At 68.5% G+C, this 17,972-nt stretch carries 17 protein-coding genes; 11 read left to right on the forward strand and 6 right to left on the reverse strand.

Annotated elements, in window-relative coordinates:
* Positions 1–24 precede the first annotated feature (24 nt).
* The gene (locus IU448_RS27945) at positions 25–543 is read left to right on the forward strand and encodes a MarR family winged helix-turn-helix transcriptional regulator (RefSeq protein WP_195058720.1); all 519 of its coding nucleotides are present in this window, start codon (positions 25–27) and stop codon (positions 541–543) included.
* 407 nt (positions 544–950) lie between these two features.
* Positions 951–1,253 carry a DUF1540 domain-containing protein gene (locus tag IU448_RS27950; protein ID WP_195058721.1) on the forward strand — a complete coding sequence of 101 codons (303 nt, stop codon included), beginning with the start codon at positions 951–953 and terminating at the stop codon, positions 1,251–1,253.
* 194 nt (positions 1,254–1,447) lie between these two features.
* Here IU448_RS27950 and IU448_RS27955 read toward each other — a convergent pair whose 3' ends face one another.
* Both IU448_RS27955 and IU448_RS27960 read right to left on the reverse strand, forming a co-directional pair.
* Entirely contained in the window at positions 1,448–2,491 is a 1,044-nt protein-coding gene (locus IU448_RS27955) for an ABC transporter substrate-binding protein (protein ID WP_324188739.1), read from the reverse strand.
* A 140-nt stretch (positions 2,492–2,631) separates the two neighbouring features.
* Positions 2,632–3,231, reverse strand: a complete 600-nt coding sequence (locus IU448_RS27960; protein WP_195058722.1) for a hypothetical protein — start codon at positions 3,229–3,231, stop codon at positions 2,632–2,634.
* Between the two features lie 345 nt (positions 3,232–3,576).
* Here IU448_RS27960 and ligD point away from each other — a divergent pair, with 345 nt between their 5' ends.
* Positions 3,577–4,512 (forward strand): non-homologous end-joining DNA ligase, encoded by a 936-nt coding sequence (gene ligD / locus IU448_RS27965; RefSeq protein ID WP_195058723.1) that lies wholly within the window; start codon positions 3,577–3,579, stop codon positions 4,510–4,512.
* A 40-nt stretch (positions 4,513–4,552) separates the two neighbouring features.
* On the opposite strand, the gene IU448_RS27970 is transcribed toward ligD, so the two are convergent.
* Positions 4,553–5,137: an NPCBM/NEW2 domain-containing protein gene (locus IU448_RS27970; RefSeq protein ID WP_228814558.1), complete on the reverse strand. Its 585-nt coding sequence runs from the start codon at positions 5,135–5,137 to the stop codon at positions 4,553–4,555.
* Positions 5,138–5,859: 722 nt separating this feature from the next.
* On the opposite strand from IU448_RS27970, the gene IU448_RS27975 reads away from it, so the two are divergent.
* The gene (locus IU448_RS27975) at positions 5,860–7,479 is read left to right on the forward strand and encodes a DEAD/DEAH box helicase (RefSeq protein WP_195058725.1); all 1,620 of its coding nucleotides are present in this window, start codon (positions 5,860–5,862) and stop codon (positions 7,477–7,479) included.
* Positions 7,480–8,047: 568 nt separating this feature from the next.
* On the forward strand, positions 8,048–8,503 hold the full coding sequence (locus IU448_RS27980; protein WP_195058726.1) for an SRPBCC family protein: 456 nt from the start codon (positions 8,048–8,050) through the stop codon (positions 8,501–8,503).
* Positions 8,504–8,608: 105 nt separating this feature from the next.
* Here IU448_RS27980 and IU448_RS27985 read toward each other — a convergent pair whose 3' ends face one another.
* Positions 8,609–9,691: an NAD-dependent epimerase/dehydratase family protein gene (locus IU448_RS27985; RefSeq protein WP_195058727.1), complete on the reverse strand. Its 1,083-nt coding sequence runs from the start codon at positions 9,689–9,691 to the stop codon at positions 8,609–8,611.
* Positions 9,692–10,021: 330 nt separating this feature from the next.
* On the opposite strand from IU448_RS27985, the gene IU448_RS27990 reads away from it, so the two are divergent.
* Positions 10,022–10,315, forward strand: a complete 294-nt coding sequence (locus IU448_RS27990) for a hypothetical protein (protein WP_195058728.1) — start codon at positions 10,022–10,024, stop codon at positions 10,313–10,315.
* Positions 10,316–10,486: 171 nt separating this feature from the next.
* On the opposite strand, the gene IU448_RS27995 is transcribed toward IU448_RS27990, so the two are convergent.
* Positions 10,487–11,983 (reverse strand): MFS transporter, encoded by a 1,497-nt coding sequence (locus tag IU448_RS27995; protein WP_195058729.1) that lies wholly within the window; start codon positions 11,981–11,983, stop codon positions 10,487–10,489.
* 112 nt (positions 11,984–12,095) lie between these two features.
* Here IU448_RS27995 and IU448_RS28000 point away from each other — a divergent pair, with 112 nt between their 5' ends.
* On the forward strand, positions 12,096–12,776 hold the full coding sequence (locus IU448_RS28000) for a TetR/AcrR family transcriptional regulator (protein ID WP_280457613.1): 681 nt from the start codon (positions 12,096–12,098) through the stop codon (positions 12,774–12,776).
* An 81-nt stretch (positions 12,777–12,857) separates the two neighbouring features.
* On the opposite strand, the gene IU448_RS28005 is transcribed toward IU448_RS28000, so the two are convergent.
* Positions 12,858–13,181 (reverse strand): ArsR/SmtB family transcription factor, encoded by a 324-nt coding sequence (locus IU448_RS28005; protein ID WP_195058730.1) that lies wholly within the window; start codon positions 13,179–13,181, stop codon positions 12,858–12,860.
* Positions 13,182–13,197: 16 nt separating this feature from the next.
* On the opposite strand from IU448_RS28005, the gene IU448_RS28010 reads away from it, so the two are divergent.
* The 4 genes from IU448_RS28010 (at position 13,198) to IU448_RS28025 (ending at position 17,972) form a co-directional block, all read left to right on the forward strand.
* Positions 13,198–13,665 (forward strand): SRPBCC domain-containing protein, encoded by a 468-nt coding sequence (locus IU448_RS28010; RefSeq protein ID WP_195058731.1) that lies wholly within the window; start codon positions 13,198–13,200, stop codon positions 13,663–13,665.
* A gap of 183 nt (positions 13,666–13,848) precedes the next feature.
* The gene (locus IU448_RS28015; RefSeq protein ID WP_195058732.1) at positions 13,849–14,307 is read left to right on the forward strand and encodes a nitroreductase/quinone reductase family protein; all 459 of its coding nucleotides are present in this window, start codon (positions 13,849–13,851) and stop codon (positions 14,305–14,307) included.
* 328 nt (positions 14,308–14,635) lie between these two features.
* Positions 14,636–16,552, forward strand: a complete 1,917-nt coding sequence (locus tag IU448_RS28020) for a helix-turn-helix domain-containing protein (RefSeq protein WP_195058733.1) — start codon at positions 14,636–14,638, stop codon at positions 16,550–16,552.
* 145 nt (positions 16,553–16,697) lie between these two features.
* Positions 16,698–17,972 carry a hydroxymethylglutaryl-CoA reductase, degradative gene (locus tag IU448_RS28025; protein ID WP_195058734.1) on the forward strand — a complete coding sequence of 425 codons (1,275 nt, stop codon included), beginning with the start codon at positions 16,698–16,700 and terminating at the stop codon, positions 17,970–17,972.

The raw sequence follows: 17,972 nt of genomic DNA on the forward strand, positions 1-17,972 counted from the left end.
AATCCGAACATATAGGATGTCGTCATGCCGGACAAGACCCGCACGCCGAGGCAGCCGACCGCACAGGAGATCACCGAACTGATCGGATTCCTCCCGCTGGTTGCGAACTTCTTCGACAAGGCACGCACGGATATGCCGGCCGAATACCTCGAATCCTTCACCGCGCACCGGCTCACCCCCCGCCACGGCGCGGTCTGCGTACAACTGGTGGCCGAGGACGCGATCAGCGTGGGCGAACTGGCCGGCCGGATGGGGCTGGCGCTGTCCACGGTCAGCGAATTGGTGGGCGACCTCGACCGCGCCGAATGGGTACAACGGCGACCCGACCCCGCCAACCGGCGGCGCACGCTGATATCCCTGCTGCCGGCCAGGCGCGCGCATGTCGAAGAATTCGTCGCCCGGCGCGCCGAGCCACTGCTGGCGGCCATGGCCACGCTCACCACGGAGCAGCAGGCAGGTTTCCGGGCCGGGCTGCGAGCCTGGGCCCACGAGATCCGGAACTGGCGAACGGAACCGGCGCCGGGCAGCGCTTCATCGCGCTGACGTCCTCGGGCCCTGCACCCCCGCTTCTGGCGCCGGGCAGCGAATCGCCCGAATCATTCGCTGACCCGACGACTCGACCGCCGTTGCGAGTCTTCATCGACGACGCCGTCGCGGCAATGCCGGACGAGTCCGGTCGGCGCGCCCCGGGTACACGACCCGTGCGATCGGCGAGCACCAGCAGCATGCTGTGGTCCACGCACCGGCACCACTGCGACCTGCCGACGCGGAAACCGCTCGCGTAATCACCGCCGACCCAACAGCTAACCAACGGCAATATCGCGCGCCCCACCCGGAGGCCGGCGAATGGTCGCGCCGGAATCGGATTCTCCGGGTATTCAGCGCGGTTACGGCGGTCTACTCTGGTATCCGCATGAGCATGACTCCCACAGCCCAGGAGGACGCAGCGCATGACAACCATGGAAATGCCGCACGTCAGCGAATGCACAGTGAACGACTGCTCCTACAACAACCACGACGGCTGCCACGCCTACGCCATCAACGTCTCCGGGCAGAACGGCAGCGCCGATTGCGCGACGTTCATCCCGTTGGCGGTCAAGGGCGGACTGGACACGGTCACCAGCATGGTCGGGGCCTGCCAGCGCGCCGACTGCGCGCACAACGCCGATCTCGAATGCACCGCCGGTGAGATCCGGGTCGGCCCGGGCAGCGGGGATCACGCCGCACGCTGCATGACCTACACACCCGGCTGACCACGCGACCACCGGCACCCGGCACCCGGCACCCGGCACCCGGCACCCGGCACCCGGCACCCGGCACCCGGCACCCGGCACCCGGCACCCGGCACCCGGCACCCGGCACCCGGCACCCGGCAAGGAGGTTCACGGTCGGTCCGGCGCTCGGCAACTTGCCGGTATCCGGCCGACCGCGAATCGCCGCGTCGGTATCAGCGCTGGAACATTGCCTGCCACGTTTCCTGGTACCGGGTGACCGCCGCCGGGGTGAGTGCGGCGGTATCGGGAAACGGCACATCCTGCGCCCGCGCCACGGCACCCTCGATATCGGGTAGTGCGGCGGCATAGCCGCTCGACAGCGCCGCCTGCCCTTCTCTGGTCACCAGGAAATCGGCGAGCACCTGTGCGGCGTTCGGATGCGGCGCGGCGGCCAGGACATGGCTGTACCACGGTGTGCCCCAGGCGGGATCGGGCAACTTCCAGTCGACCGGCGCCCCGGCCGCCTGCTCCCGGACCAGCGGTTGAACCATGGGCGTGGCCACGATCTCTCCGGAGTTCAGCGCCTGCGCCACGCCCAGCGCGCTCGGGTAGATCCGTGGCTGCTGCGCCGCCAGTTTCTCGGTGAAGGCGGGATCCCAGTTCCGGTCGAAGAATTGGTACTGATCGACCACCGCGGCGAAGCCGCTCGGGTTGGTCACCCCGATCCGCCCGCGCAGGGCGGGATCCAGCAGGTCCGCCGGCGTCTCGAGTCCGCCGGGCAATGCCGCGGTGTTCCAGCCGAGCCCGAATACCGCGGCGCTGGTCAGGAAGAACTTGCCGCCACGGATACTGCGGCCACGGCCGTAGGCCGGATCATCCAATGACGGACCCATGGGGTCGACGGAGTACGCGCCGGATTCGGCCGCGGTGGCGGTCCAGACGGGGTCGGAAGTCATATGCACATCGGCTGTACCTCGGCCGGTGCGGTGTTCGGCCTCGATCCGGGGGTTGATCTCCACATCGGTGCCGCGGGTGAACTCCAGGGTGATCCGCGGGTATTTCCGCTCGAATGCCACCTTCAGCTTCGCGAGGTTGTCCGGGTGCTGGGTCGAGTAGAGGTGCACACTGCCTTCGTTTTCGGCCGCTGCCACCACCGCGGACCAGCCACCGGACACCGGCAGATTCGCCGACGGAGTGGAACCACCGCAGCCCGTGCCCGCAACCGCGACTGCTGCGGCGCAGGCCGCGATGAGAGCACGTCTAGAGAATGAGGACACCGAGACCTCCAGAACTGAATTGATATTAGTTCAGTAACGTAAGAGGCTGGGGTCCCGGTGTCAATGCCTCGCCCCGCGATTCCATCCACGCCGGGCGAACGCTCCCGGATCACGACGGAACCGGGTCATCCGCTATTCCGCTACAGGCCCTGCGGCCCTTCCGATCGCAGATCGTCGACTTTGCGCATCGCGGCACGCAACTCCGCCAGCCACGGCTCGGTGTGCTCACCCACCAGCTTCACCGCCCACGCCAGAGCGTCTGCCCTCGACCGTGCCACCCCGGCGTCGACCAGCGTGTCGAGGACCTTGCGCTCGGGTTGCCGCAGCCGCGTCATCACCGGAACAGCCAGATGGGTGAACATGGTTCGCTGTCCGTCGATCGAGACGCCCCACGCGACACTGCGCCGGTAACGGTGCTGCGCCTCGTCCGCGATCTGCATCCGCGCCGGCCGGGTCGATTCCCGGAACCGGGCGATCGCGCCCTCTTTGGTCGCCTCCGGAACCGGACGGGCCGCCTTGCCGCCGGGTTCCGCGTCCGCCGTCTCGTCCGGCTTCGGCAGCGGTAGTTCGCCGATCACAACGATCTCGTCCCGGTCGATCTCGATCGCCGGCGCTCCGGTGAACCATTCGGCGGGCAAGCGACCCGCGAACCAATCGGCGATATCGCCGGTTTCCGGTAGGTCCGCCTGCTGCCACCCGCCCGGCCGGCCGAATCCACGCCCCCGGTGTCCATTCCTCATGGGATCACCTTCTCACTAGCAACGATTACTTGATTACAAGATTACGCCGTAATCGGTACGGCCGGTTCCGCCCAGCGCGAACATCGATCTCGAGAGTTCCGCGGGCCGTTCCGATCCGCACATTGCGGAACGTTCTCTCCTCCGCGTGTCTGTTCCGACTGCGCCGGGCCGCTCCGTATTCTGCGGCTGACCAGGCAGTACCCGCCTCACAAAGCGAGGACTCATGGCATCCGGAGCCGGCGTCGAAACCACCGAAGCGACACTGCACGGGAGCGGAACGCCCGGTATCAGATGGGCAGGCGAGGTGAGAGGCGGCTCCTGATCGCGCCGGCGGTTCCGGCACCGATGCTCGCCGTGGCGGGCGGGGCGCCGGACAGCCCCGAGTGGGCGGTGGAGATGAAATGGGACGGGGTCCGCGCGATCGCGGTCTGCCGCGACCGGGCCTGCCGGCTCTACAGCCGAAACCGACGCGAGATCACCGGCTCGTATCCGGAACTCGTGGCCGCCCTGACGGCCGGCGCCGGTGCGCGCGACCTCGTTCTCGACGGTGAGATCATCGCGCAGACACCGGCCGGCACACCGTCGTTCGCGCTGCTACAGCGCCGTATGCACGTCGCGCGGCCGGGCGGCGCGCTCGTGCGGGCCGTACCGGTTCAGCTGTTCCTGTTCGATGTGCTCGTCGACGACGGCGAGACCGTGACGGGCGAGCCGTATCTGCGGCGCCGGGAGCGGCTCCAGCAGCTCGGATTCACCACCGCACCGGTGCAGACACCGCCGTACTGGGTCGATGTCGGCGCGGAACAGATGATGGCCGCCGCCCGGGACAACCACCTCGAGGGCATCGTCTCCAAACGGACCGATTCGGTATACCGGCCCGGCCGGCGCTCCCCCGATTGGATCAAAACCCCGTTCCGCCGGACCACCGAAGCGATCGTCGCCGGCTGGACCTCCGGCAGCGGGTCGGTATCCGGGTCGTTCGGGTCGCTGATCCTCGGCGCACACGACCGGGCAGGCGATCTGGTCCACATCGGCAATGTCGGCACCGGGTTCACCTTCGCCGACCGGCGTTCGCTGCGCGCCCGGCTCGACGAACTGAGCCGCGCCGAACCCTTGTTTCCGTTGACATCCACACGCGGCCGGCCCGGAACTCCGCACTGGGTGGAGCCGGTACTCGTCGGCGATGTCGAATACCGCGAGTACACCGGAGACGGGCTGCGTCATCCGAGCTGGCGTGGTCTGCGCACCGACAAATCGTGCGAGGAGGTGCTCGTCCCGGAATGATGCGCGCTGGAAGCCGAACCGGAAACACCCATGGCCGAAGCTATTTCGTCAGCGTCGGATCGCCCCACACTCCGTTGCCCAACTGGGCGCAACTCGACGAATCGCCATCCAGGAGAGTGAAGCCGATCGTCAGATTCTCCACACCGGATACCGGGACCTCCACCTTCGGCGGTGTGCCCACACCGATATTTCCCGAGGTGAAAACGGTTTTGCCATCGGCGACCACCGAGAACTGCAGGGTGGAATCCGTGTCGCCGCCGTCGGCCACACCGATCACCGAGGAAAAGCGCGACCATTCCCGGTTGAGATCGTAGGTATGACTCACCTCGGTGCTGCAGCCGCTGAACTGCTGGTAGATCGCGTGCGAATACGGAACACCGTCGACCGTGAGGGATCCGGTATAGGCCGTGGTACCGACCGGGGGCAGTTCGGCGAGGAACTGCTGGGTGGCGCCGGCGGTCGTAGCGGGCGGGACCGGCGCGGGCGGCGGCGCGGTGGACGAGCTTTCCGTCGTGGTGGCAGGCAGCGCGGAATCGGACTCGGCCTCACCCGAACCCGGGCCTACCACGAGTGTCACGACCAGACCCGCGATCGCCAGTGTCACACCGAGCCCTGAGACAAGCATCACTCGTTGGACAGGATCACCCGTACGGGCAGCCGGCGCGGTTTGCGCCGGCGCGGAGGGGCTCTTTTTCTGCCCGCGGGTGGCATCGGTGGGATCGGACACGCGCACACTCTTCTTCGCTGAACTCGCCGGAACCCGGACGGGCGCCGCAGCAGAGATATACCACGCTCGCCGGGCATAGGGAATCGGAGCGTTCGAGTCGGTGGATATGACGCGGGTCAGCGTAATCCGCTCACCGGGACCGATGGACCCCGGATGCGAAAGATACGGCAGGCTTTGGCAATTCGCCTGTATAGGACCAGACCGTTTCACTTTGCCGGTGGACCGGAGAAACGGTCCGGAAATCGGCGTTCCGGGCGCGCCCGATTCATGAACTCCGAGCGGCCGAAACAGTGCGGTCCGCGGTATCGACCGCCGCGGCACCGAAGGCGGAATACGGCTATTTCGATCCGGCCCGGAACAAACGCCCTTACCACAGATGCAGAAATTATTCCGGCCGGAGAATCCGGCCGGCTGTGTGCCGATTCACGGATGCCGGATACAGCCCGGTTGTACTGTAGGGTGGCTGCTGTACCTGCGCCCATGAGTATGCAGGCACAGCCGTCGCGGGATACCTGCTTTTCGCGTCGGAACCCGCGACACCGCCACCTCGTGTAGGCGCGGACATCGGTCCGATCGGACGTCGCGGTATCACCCCCGATGCCGAAAGGCGCACTGTATTCATGCCTGCCCACACTGCTGTCCCGCAGACCTTCGCCGAGCTCGGCGTATCCCCCGGAATCGTCGAGGAACTCACGGCCGCGGGAATCACCGCACCGTTCCCCATCCAGGCCGCCACCCTCCCCGACAGCCTCGCCGGCCGTGACGTGCTGGGCCGCGGAAAAACCGGCAGCGGCAAAACTCTGGCTTTCGCGATCCCGGTGGTCGACCGGCTCGCCGGCGCGAAACGCGCACCGAGCCGCCCGACCGGGCTGATCCTGGCTCCCACGCGCGAACTCGCCACCCAGATCGCCGCCACCATCACCCCGCTCGCGGAGAACCGCGGCCTGCGGGTCACCACGGTCTTCGGCGGAGTCCCGGTGAACCGTCAGATCAAGGCATTCAAACAAGGCGTCGATATCGTCGTCGCCTGCCCGGGCCGGCTCGAGGATCTGATGAAGCAGCGGGCGGTCACACTGGACGCCGTGCGGATCACTGTACTGGACGAGGCCGACCATATGGCCGATCTCGGGTTCCTCCCGGGAGTGACGCGGATTCTCGCGGCCACCCCCGCCGACGGTCAGCGCCTGTTGTTCTCGGCCACCCTGGACAACGGGGTCGGGAAACTGGTCGACCGGTTCCTGCGCGCGCCGGTAACCCATTCGGTGGACGAGGTCGATGCCGCGCCGCCCAAGATGGAACATCATGTTTTCGAACTCGCAGGCACCGCCGCGAAAAAGGACATCGTCCGGCTGCTGGCCGCCGGGAGCGGGCGGCGCATCCTGTTCATGCGCACCAAACACCACGCGCGCCGGCTGGCCGGTGAACTGAACCGCGTGGGGATCGCGGCCGTCGACCTGCACGGAAATCTCTCGCAGCCGGCCCGCGACCGTAACCTGGCGGCTTTCGCGGCAGGCACTGCCCACGTCATGGTCGCGACCGATATCGCGGCGCGGGGTATCCACGTCGACGATCTCGAACTCGTCGTCCACGTCGACCCGCCCGCCGAGCACAAGGCCTACCTGCACCGGTCCGGCCGCACCGCACGCGCCGGAACCGAAGGCACCGTGGTCACGCTCGTGCTGCCCGAACAGCGCAAGGATGTCGCGGCGCTGCTGCGCAAGGCCGGTATCGCCGTGCAGCCGCGGGCGGTGACCTTCGATTCACCGATTCTCGCCGAACTCTCCGACGGTTCCCTCGCCGACCTGCGCACTCCTGTGGAACCGCAGGCCCCCGCCGGCCGGCCGGAAGCGGCACGCTCCGGGAACCGGCCCGCCCGTGGCAAACGCGGATCGCGCGGTGCGCGCACGGGAGCGAACGGCCGCACCGAGACCTCCGGTTCGGACAACGGCGCGCGCTCGGGCGCCCGGACGGGACAACGCAACCGCCCGGAGGGCGCGGGTAACCGCGCCGGACAGCGCGACCGCTCCAGCGCCGCCGAACACGCCGGCGCCCGCGGAACCGGCGGCCGGCGTGCGGCGTCCGCGGGCCGCTCCGGACAGCGGGTCACCTCCGGCCACGAGACGGGCGGCGCGCCGGCGCGCAAACACCCCGCCGGCGCGAAGCAGTCCGCGCATACGTCCGAACCGGCGCGGTCGCGCGGGCCGCGCCGTCCCCGCCGGGCCACCCGCCCGGCGGGCTGATCGGTCCGCTTGTCCGCATCCCGGCGGGGCCGGCCGCCGGGGCTCGGACTCCCCGGGCAGGAGCCGTCGCGGGTCGAGCATCCGGCGGCTGCCTGGAAATGACGGAATACACCGCGAGGTGGGCATTCGGGCGGTCGATCCGGCGCACCTGATCGGATCGAGCCGGCCGGCCGACATTCGGACCGGGATCCCGGACTGCTGCCGGTGCGGACCGGTGTCGACCCAGCCCGCGAATGCCCGGCAACGCCGGCCGACCCCTGCCTCCGGAGCCGGCCCGACCGTCGTGTCGAATCCCCGGTGACGCGAAACGGATTCAAGGCGACGACGGCTCGACCGAGTCTCGGGCGATTCCCGGGCTACGGGTGGCGCACGGAACTCGATTATCGGTTCGCGAACCCCCTCGATATCACCGAAGTGACCTCATCGGGCCGAGCGGTAGATCGAAGGCCCGGATGAACCCGGGCACCGTCCGGCCGACACGTTTCACGGAGCGGAGGCCGGGTAACTCGCCGGACGATATATCTGCCGTGCGGTAGATGTGCCGATTCCCCGGACGATCGGAGCCGAGATGCCCGCCGAACCGAGTGTGCGTATCCCGATCCCCGTCGAGGACGTATTCGCCGTCCTCGCCGACGGCTGGCTGTACGCACTGTGGGTCGTGGGCGCCACACATATCCGGAAAGTCGACACCGGGTGGCCGGAAGTCGGCACCCGGATCCACCACAGTGTGGGCGTATGGCCACTGGCTCGCAGCGACACCACGACGGTGCTCGCGGTGGACCCTCCGCACCACCTCGAACTGGAGGCCCGGCTGTGGCCGGCCGGGGCGGCGCATATCTCGCTCGATCTCGTCGCGCTCGGCCCCGACAGCACCGAGGTCCGGATGGCCGAACGCGTCTGCCGGGGCCCCGCGCGCCTGTTACCCGGGACAGTCCAGGACCTGACCCTGATCCCCCGCAATCACGAATCCCTCCAGCGTCTCGCTTCCCTGGCCACCGGCCGCTCCCCCCGCCGCCCCGCCTGAGCGCGCCGTCCACCGCATTCGGCCGCCCACTGCCCGTTCCGACTTCGGCTCCCGAGCCATGACCCGCACCGTGGTCATTCGCCCGGGCCAAAGCCCGGCCGGCTTTCAACCGCCGGACTCGGCGGCCCGGGATCGTTCTGGACGCTGGTCCTGATGAGTCGGCTGCCCGAACCGCAACCGTGGACGGACCGGCGCGAGCGGAGGACTGGGCCCTGGCCGGTCCGCCCGCATTGCGGCCGCCAGTTCCCGGCATGCGGTGACGGCGTCGTACTCCGGCACCCAGCCCAGTTCACGGCCGGCCCGGCCGGCGGCGACGAGGCACGCGCGGTCGGCGAGTCCGAGCCAGGCCGGGTGCAGTGGTTGCAGCCCCAGCCGCCAGGTCGGCCCGGCGCCGGTGGTCAGCACCGCGCGCGGTACCGGCGCACGGAACCCACCGAACAGGGACGCCAGCGTCGGCGCCGAGAGAACGGGTTCGGCGGCGAGATCGAATGCGCCCACCGCGCGGTCGCGCAGTATCGCCCGGATCGCGGTGGCCACATCGGCGGCATGCACCAGTTGCAGCCGCAGGTCCTTCCACAGTGGTACCGGAAGCGCCCGGCAGCCGATCACCGATCGTGGCAGCCATGGACTCAGCAGCCAATCCCCCAGTTCGGCCGCCGCATCGCCCTGCACAATGCCGCACGGCCGGATCCGCGCGACCCGGATACCCGGCTGCCGATGTTCGAATTCGTCGAGTCGGGTTTCCAGAGCTGCCTTACCGAGGCTGTAGGCGCTGCCGGGCACACCGGCCCGCGGATGAGTTTCCTCGACGCGGGTCCACCGGTCCGCGGGTGTGTACGCGGCCACCGAAGAAGCGCATACCAGCTGCGCCACACCGGCCGCGACCGCCGCCCGCAGCACGTGTTCGGTGCCTGCCTCGTTGGTGCGGTTCATCGGCGGGTCCGTCCGTCGCGGATGTACCGCCCACGCCAGGTGGACCACGGCGGACGCTGCGGTGAACGCCTCCGTAAGGACGGGCACGGCGGCGGGGTCGCCGATATCGCAGTCGATCCACCGCGCCCGGGCGTACGGTTGGCGCGCGGGGGGACGACGGCGGGCGATTCCGGTCAGTTCCCAGTTCTCGATACCCGGGCAACGCAGCAGCGCCGTTCCCACACTGCCGCTGGCACCGGTGACGACGACCTTCACGAGCCCGGTGTGCCGGCGATCGCCACGACCGCACCCGTCCCCGGCCCCGTCGGACCGACGCTCGGATACGGCGGACCGATGTTGGGATACGGTCGACCGGCGCTGGGATACGGCGGACCGACGCTCGGATACAGCCGGCCGGCGCTCGGCAAGGATCGCTGCCGCGACCACATTCGATCCGTACCCGCCGACAACCGATTCCGGGTTACCCGCCTCGGATTCATACAGCCCGGATTACCATCCGAACCACAGCGAAACGTTCCCGCACCCGTCACGGCGGTGCGGGGAAACCGACCCCGCACCGGCTATGCGTATACATATACTGGCTGCATGCTCGATCCGCTCAGCCTCGCCGTCGGCGCAGGTCTTCTCGCAGTCGGCTGGGTCGTCGGCCGGTTCGGCCGGCGGCGAGGAGCTGGATCGGCCCGCAAACTCACCGCCCGCTGCGGCTGCGGCCATGATCTGGCCCTGCACGATCGCGCCACCGGAACCTGCCACGCCGAATCCTCCCGCCGGGGCACCCATGGTCTGCGTGAATGGGTGCAATGCAACTGCCGCCGCTATACCGGGCCCACACCGCTCGAGGATGTGTTCAGCTCACCGATCCTGCCACCGGAATCCTGAACCGGCCGCGGGCTTTCCACCTCCCGTCCATATCACCGACCGCGCGCCGGTCACCCGCGAGCGGCCGGTAGACCTGCACCGCGCGGTGGTATTTCCCCGCAGGCGGCCACCGGTCACCAGGCGTGCCCGCCGCCGCGAATCACGGAGGCGGGCACGTGTGGCTCGGGGAAGTCAGTGCGCGAGCACCGGTTCCCCCTCGGCGGGAGCGGGCAGGGTGGACGGCAACAGCACCGCCATCACCACCGCGCCGAGCACGAATACTGCTGCGGCCCAGGCGAAGCTCGTGGTGTAGCTTTCGATGGCCGATTGCGCGACGGTGATCCGGTCCGGCGTCCGCCCGGCCAGGTAATCGCCGGCCGCCGAGGCCGCGATCGTGCTCAGCAGCGCGGTGCCGATCGACCCGCCGACCTGCTGACTGGTGTTGATCATCGCAGAGGCGACACCGGCGTCATCGTGCCGCACCCCGGCGGTGGCGCTCTGGAACGCCGTCGACATCGCGGCGCCGAGGCCGAGGCCGAGCAGGATCAGGCCGGGCAGGATATGGGTGGTGTAGCCGGTATCGAGCCCGATCCGGGTCAGCCAGGCCATACCGAGCGCGGCCAGCGCGAACCCGCCGCTGACGGCCACCTTGGGGCCGATCTTCGGCAGCAGCAGCGACGGTGTCGTGGTGGACGAGACGACCATCCCGGCGACCATCGGCAGGAACGCCACCCCGGTCATGATCGGTGAATAGCCCAGCGTCAGCTGCATGTAGTAGGTGAGGAACAGGAAGATCGCGAACATTCCGATGCCCATCACGAATACCGCGAGGTAGGCGCCGCCACGGGTGCGGTCGAGCACGATACGCAGTGGCAGCAGCGGATGCGCCACCCGCGTTTCGAGCCAGACGAACAGTGCGAGCAGGGCCGCGCCGCCGACCAGGAAGGCGAGCGTCGCCGCATCGGTCCAGCCGTCGCTTTCGGCGTGGGAGAAGCCGTAGACGATCGCGAACAGGGCGGCGGTGACCACGGCCGTCCCCGGAATGTCGAGTTTGGGCCGGGTGCCGCCGGCATGCCGGGCCAGCAGCAGGACCGCGCCGACCAGCGCGACCGCCGCGAAGATCAGGTTCACGAACATCACCCACCGCCAGGACGCCCATTCGGTGAGCGCACCGCCGAGCAGCAGGCCGATGGCTCCGCCGGTTCCGGCGACGGCGCCGAAGATACCGAAAGCCTTCGCCCGTTCGGAGGGTTCGGTGAAGGTGACGGTGAGCAGGGACAGCGCCGCCGGTGCGAGCAGTGCGCCGAAAACGCCTTGGCCGACGCGCGCGGCGACCAGCATTTCGAAGTTGGCGGCCGCGCCGCCGACGGCGGAGGCCACCGAGAAGCCGAGTAGGCCGATGATGAAGGTGTTGCGCCGGCCGAACAGGTCGCTGAGCCGGCCGCCGAGCAGGAGCAGGCTGCCGAAGGCCAAGGCGTAGCCGGTGATCACCCACTGCCGGCTCGCATCGTCGAATCCGAGGTCGTGCTGGGCCTGCGGCAGCGCGATGTTCACCACGGTCGCGTCGAGCACGACCATGAGCTGGGCGACGCCGAGGACGGCGAGAACCCACCATCGCAGTGCATGTGATCCACGCCTGCCGGACGGTTTTTCCTGCGCGGATGGGCCGCGTTCGAACGTGGTGGTCATCTCGCCCCTTAGAAGAATGAATTATCCGGAGAAGGCTCTCCGCTTACCTGAACGCTAACACAATAACGGAGATGGTGGCTCCACTTAATCCCGGCGTTGATAGACTGCGACTGTGAAACCCGCCACGGCCTTGCGTAAACGGCGGCTGCGCGCCGATGCCGTCCGCAATCAGCAACGCATCGTCGAGGCCGCCCGTGAACTGTTCGCCGACCGCGGCCTCGAGATCTCCCTGGATGACGTGGCCGAACGCGCGGGCGTGGGAGTCGGCACCGTCTACCGCCGGTTCGCCGGCAAAGCCGAACTGATCTCCCAGGTCTTCGAACACCACCTCGGCGAATTCGCCGAGGCCGCCGAGACGAGCGCGCACCACCCCGACCCGTGGCTCGGCCTCGTCGAGTTCGTCGAATACGCCTGCCGCCATCTGGCGATCAACCGCGGATTCAGCGAGGTGATCCTCGAACTCGATCTCGATACCGAACGCTTCCACCGCATGCGCGACCGGATCAAACCGGCGGTCGCCGCCATCGTCGAGCACGCCCGGGCAGCGGGCGTGCTGCAACCCGATATCGAACCGTCGGATCTCTTCGCGATGATCCACATGGTCGACGGGCTCGCCGAATTCGCCAAACCGATCAATCCCGAGGTCTGGCGGCGCTATCTGGCCATCACCCTCAACGGCATTCGCGCCGATACCGTCGCGCGCCGGGACTTACCGGTTCGCGCACTCACCGACGACGAGGTGGACCGGGCCAAAGCCGCCCGCACAGCCCCCTGCGCCGGTCGCCGCCGCTGACGGCTCGCCGAGCCGTATCACTACCCCGGCCGATAGTTCACGAAGCGTGCGGGAGCGGCACACCCGGCCGGATCCGCCCGCCTATTCGGCGTCGAGATCGTCCAGCAGTTCCACTGCGGCGCGAGCGTATTCGCCGATCCACCGGTCGTAGATGCGTTTGATCGGCATCGGCGCGAGAGCGAGATGCCGTTCCCGTCCCACTTTACGGCCGGTCACCAACCCGGCCCGTTCCAGCACTCGCAGATGCTGCAGCACCGTCGTCCGGTCCAAGCCGGGAAAGAACTCACACAACCCACCCGTGGTGCGCGGCGCCTCCTTGAGCGCGTCGAGCATGGCCCGCCTGGTCGCCGACGCCAGCGCTTTGAACACGAGGTCGTCGGGATCCTTGTCACCAGCCGCAGACATGTTGTAAATTTATCACATGTCTGAACTGAAAGAACTTTCCTTCACCGTTTCCGGTCGCGTGGCCAAACCCTGCGCGGAGGTCTACGAGGCGGTCGCCGACCCCGAACAGCTTTCGAAGTACTTCACCACCGGAGGAGCCCGCGGCCGGCTCACTCCAGGAGCGGAGGTGAGCTGGGATTTCCACGACTTCCCGGGCGCCTTCCCTGTTCAGGTGCTGAAGGCCGATCCGCCGCGCACCATCGTCATCCAGTGGGACGGCGAGGCCACCACGGACGAGGCCGGCGCCACTATCACGACCTTCGAGTTCGAGCCGATCGACAACGACACTCGAACCCTGGTGACCATTACGGAATCGTCCTGGCGCCCGACCGAAGCGGGCGCGAAGAACGCCTTCGGCAACTGTGAAGGGTGGACCGGCATGCTGGCGGCGCTCAAGGTCTGGGCCGAGCACGGCATCAACCTGCGCGAGGGCTTCTACACATAGATTCGGCACCGAGACGTCCAGATCTGTCCCGGTCCACGAGCGTGCCCATGCTGTCCGGCGGAACAAGGGCAGGGCACACGTTTTCACCGAACTCGCCGAGCGTGCGCGGAGTTACCTTCCGGCCCATGCCGATCGAGCGTCGGCCACGACTGCTTGTCAGCTCCGGGGACTATCATTCTTCAGATGTCGTTGCCGAGTGATATGCCTGCCTTCAACAAATCCGTAGTCGAGAATTTTCGCGCCAACGGCGGGAAGATCACGATGGAAGGAATGCTGAAAGGATCCGACCTGGTCCTACTGACCACTGTCGGTCGGCGCAGCGGCCGGCAGCATATCGTGCCACTCGCCTATCTGACCGACGGTGACGACCGAATCGTGTTGTGGGCGTCCAATATGGCCGCAGCCGAGCATCCGGCGTGGTACCGGAATCTCGCCGCCAATTCGCAGGTCATCGTCGAACGACCCACCACGGCGGGAATCGATCTGTTCACCGGTACCGCCCATACCGCCGACGGCGCCGACCGCGAGCGGCTTTTCGGGCTGCTGGCGGATCAGTTCCCCCATATGGCCGCGCACCAGCAGCAGACCGAGCGGGAAATCCCCCTCGTGGTCGTGGAACGGGTATCCGGACTGACCGGATAGGTCGCCCACCGGCACACGGTGCGGGGGCTACCGGCGCCGTGCGCCGGGCCGACTCGGCGCCGTCGGTACCCCGGCATCGGCCACCACGCCGGTCTCCGCTGTGCCTGTAACCGGGATATCCCCCCGGGAACCCGGCCGGTTCCAGCGTGCCCCGCTATCACCCCCGGTCCACGGTTCCGGCTGCACCCGCGGTGATTCCGACGACCGGGGACGCGTAGTGCCGGACGTGGTCGTGGCGGGGGCCGGAGCGGTGCCGGGCGGAAGGAGACCCGCCGGGCGGCTGCACCCGACCGGCGGGCCGCCGGGGCGCGGGGGCAATCATGGACCCATGAACAGCAGTGATGTCGCACGCCTCGTCCACGAGGTCCTGGACGCCGTCACCCACGGTGAACCGGATGTCGCCGCGCCGGCGAGCTCGCTGACCGAGCTGGGCCTGGATACCGGCATGATCGACGAGATCGTGGACCGCGTACGCCGCGACCGCGCCGAGGTCGCCCGCCTGCGCCGGCGCGAGCAGGAACTCACCGCACTGTTCTCCAGCGCCCGCGATCTGGCCGAGGTGCGCGATATCGACGCACTGCTGGCCAGGTTGGTGGCGCGCGCCCACGAAATGATGGGCACTGACGTGACCTACCTGTCGGAATTCGATCCCACCACCCGTGACCTGCACGTCCGCAAGACGATGGGGTCGGTGACCCCGCAGTTCCAGGATCTGCACGTCCCCGCCGGGAAGGGGCTGGCGAGCCGGATCGCCGATACCCGGTCGGCACAGTGGGTCCCCCGCTACAGCGAGTACGTGGAGGGCACCCATGAAGACACCATCGACGATGCCGTCTTCGCCGAAGGGATCGTCTCCATCCTCGGGGTACCGATGCTCTCCGACGGCACCGTGCTCGGCGTCCTGTTCGCCGCGACCCGGCAGGAACACCGATTCACCCCCGAAGAGATCGCGTTGCTCTCGGCGCTGGCCGACCATGCCTCGGTCGTACTGCAGACCGCGAATATCCTCGCCCAGCTGCGCGAATCACAAGACCGCACCCGCGGTGCCCTGGACAAGCTGACCGCGCACCTGGAAGCCCGGGACCGGTCGAGCGCGGTCCACCAAGAACTCGTTCACGCCGTACTGTCCGGTGGCGGCTTCCCGCAGGTCGCGCGCACTTTGGCGGCGGCGCTGGACCGGCGGGTGACGATCGTCGACGCGGAATCCTTTGCGATCGCCACCTCGGCGGCCACGGACACCGAGCACGGCGCGGTGAGTCTGTCACCGGAAGTGCGGGCCGCGATCTCGCTGAGCCGGTCGAGCGGACACTGCCGGTCGGTCGAGAACAACAAATCGGTCGAGGCGGTGACCGCTGTCACTGCCGGTGAACTGTATTTCGGCGCGCTCCTGCTCACACCCGGCAGTGTCGAGCTCGGTCCGGTGGAGCGGCGCACGATCGAACGGGCAGCACAGGTCGCGGCTCTGCTCGCCCTGCAACAGCGGGCGGTCACCGACGCATACCGTCGTGAAAGCGGCGAACTCATCGCCGACCTGCTGGATTCCGCGCCGGACCGGCGGCGCGATATCGACCAGCGGATGCGCAACCACCGCCTGACGCCAGCCGACCTGAAATCGCTGCATATCGTCGAGGTACCACCGGCCCGGCGGGCCCGGGCCGAACGCGCCGCCGCCGGATTCGCCGGCGACGCCGGACTGGTGGGTGAGCACGCGGGCACCGTCGCCGTCCTCGGATCGGCTGCCGATCCGATGGTCTTCGCGAACGATCTCCGCGCCCAGCTCATCGGTGCGCTCGGCGCCCCGGTTCTCGTCGTCACCCCGCCGCGGGCCGCCGCTCCCGGTGAACTCCCGCGCCTGTTCCGCACCGCGCAACAGACTGTGCGCCTGCTGGCGGGACTGGGTATCGACGACGGCGCCGTCGCCACGGACGCCTACGCCCCGTACACCGTGCTGTTCGGAGCGAACCCGGAGGCCCTGCAATCGTTCCTCGACCTCACTATCGGCCCGGTCGTCGCCTACGATGCCCGGCACGGTACCGATCTGCTCACCACGCTGCGCACGTTCGTCCGGCACGAGTCGAGCCCGACGAAGACGGCGCGCGCGCTGAACTATCACACCAACACCATCCTGCAGCGTCTCGACCGCCTCAAAGCCCTGCTCGGCGCCGATTGGCGCCAGGACGAACACTTGTTCCGGATCTCGCTCGCCACCCGGTTGGACGAGTTGCGTTCGGTATCGGGCCGATGAAGGGCGGATGTGATGAGAGCACACCGAGCAGGAGGTTTCATGTGGTCCCACCATATGTCACCGGTTACAACGCCGCCGTAGCGTCGGTCTCGGCAGATTTTCCCCGGGGCCGCGGATACCGCGGAACCGCGATATGGAGGGCGCAGTGACCGTCAACAGCAGAATTCCCGGATTCAAGGATTCGTCCGTCGAGCAACGCCGCTCGGTGGTTTCCGAACGGACCGGGGTTGCTGTCGCGGACCTGAATGTCCTCGACCCCGCGCACGGTCTCGACACCCAACACGCCGATCACATGATCGAGAACGTGATCGGTGTGCTGGGTATCCCGGTCGGCATCGCCACCAACTTCCGGATCAACGGCCGGGACTACCTGGTCCCGATGGCGACGGAGGAACCCTCGGTCGTGGCCGCGGCGAGCAATGCCGCACGGATGGCCCGCGACCGGGGCGGATTCTTCACCTCGGAAACCGGGCCGGTGATGCAGGCACAGATCCAGTTGCTGGATCTGCCCGATCCCGAGGCGGCGCGGCTACGTATCCTGGAACACCGGTCGACCGTCGTGGACCTCGCCAACGAGCAGGACCCGACCCTGGTCCGGTTCGGCGGCGGCGCCCGGGATCTGCACGTGCGCCTGGTCCCCACCCGGACCGGTACCCACGTCGTGGCGCATCTGGTGGTCGATGTGCGCGATGCGATGGGGGCCAACGCGGTGAACACTATGGCCGAAGCCATCGCCCCCCGGCTCGCGGAGATCGCCGGGGGCCGTTCCCTGCTCCGTATTCTCACCAATATGGCCGACCAGCGCATCGTGCGGGCACGCGCCGTATTCGACCGCGACCTGCTGGGCGGGGCGCAGGTCGTCGACGATATCGTGCACGCCTCGGCGCTGGCCGAAGCCGACCCGTATCGGGCCGCCACACACAACAAGGGCATTATGAACGGCATCACCGCCGCGGTGCTGGCCTCCGGCAACGACACCCGTGCCGTGGAGGCGGGCTGCCATTCCCACGCCGTCGGCCCCGACGGCCGGTACACGGCGCTGTCGCATTTCGAGAAAACCGCCGACGGACATCTGTCCGGCGCCCTGGAGGTGCCGATGGCGGTCGGCCTGGTGGGCGGCGCCACCAAGGCGCACCCGGTGGCGCAGGCAGCGATCAAGATTCTCGGGGTGACCACAGCGACCGAACTCGCCGAGGTCGTGGTCGCGGTGGGCCTCGCCCAGAACCTCGCCGCCTGCCGCGCCCTGGCCGCCGAAGGTATCCAGCGCGGGCATATGAGCCTGCACGCCCGGACCGTCGCGGTGACCGCCGGCGCGGGCGCCGCGGAACTCGACAGCGTGGTCACGCAACTCATCCGGGACGGCAACGTCCGAGTCGAGCACGCCGAAAAGGTGCTCGCGGAGCTGCGGAGCCGGAGCTGA

Origin of the sequence: Nocardia flavorosea, from assembly GCF_015477805.1 — a bacterium.
Classification (GTDB): Bacteria; Actinomycetota; Actinomycetes; order Mycobacteriales; family Mycobacteriaceae; genus Nocardia; species Nocardia flavorosea_A.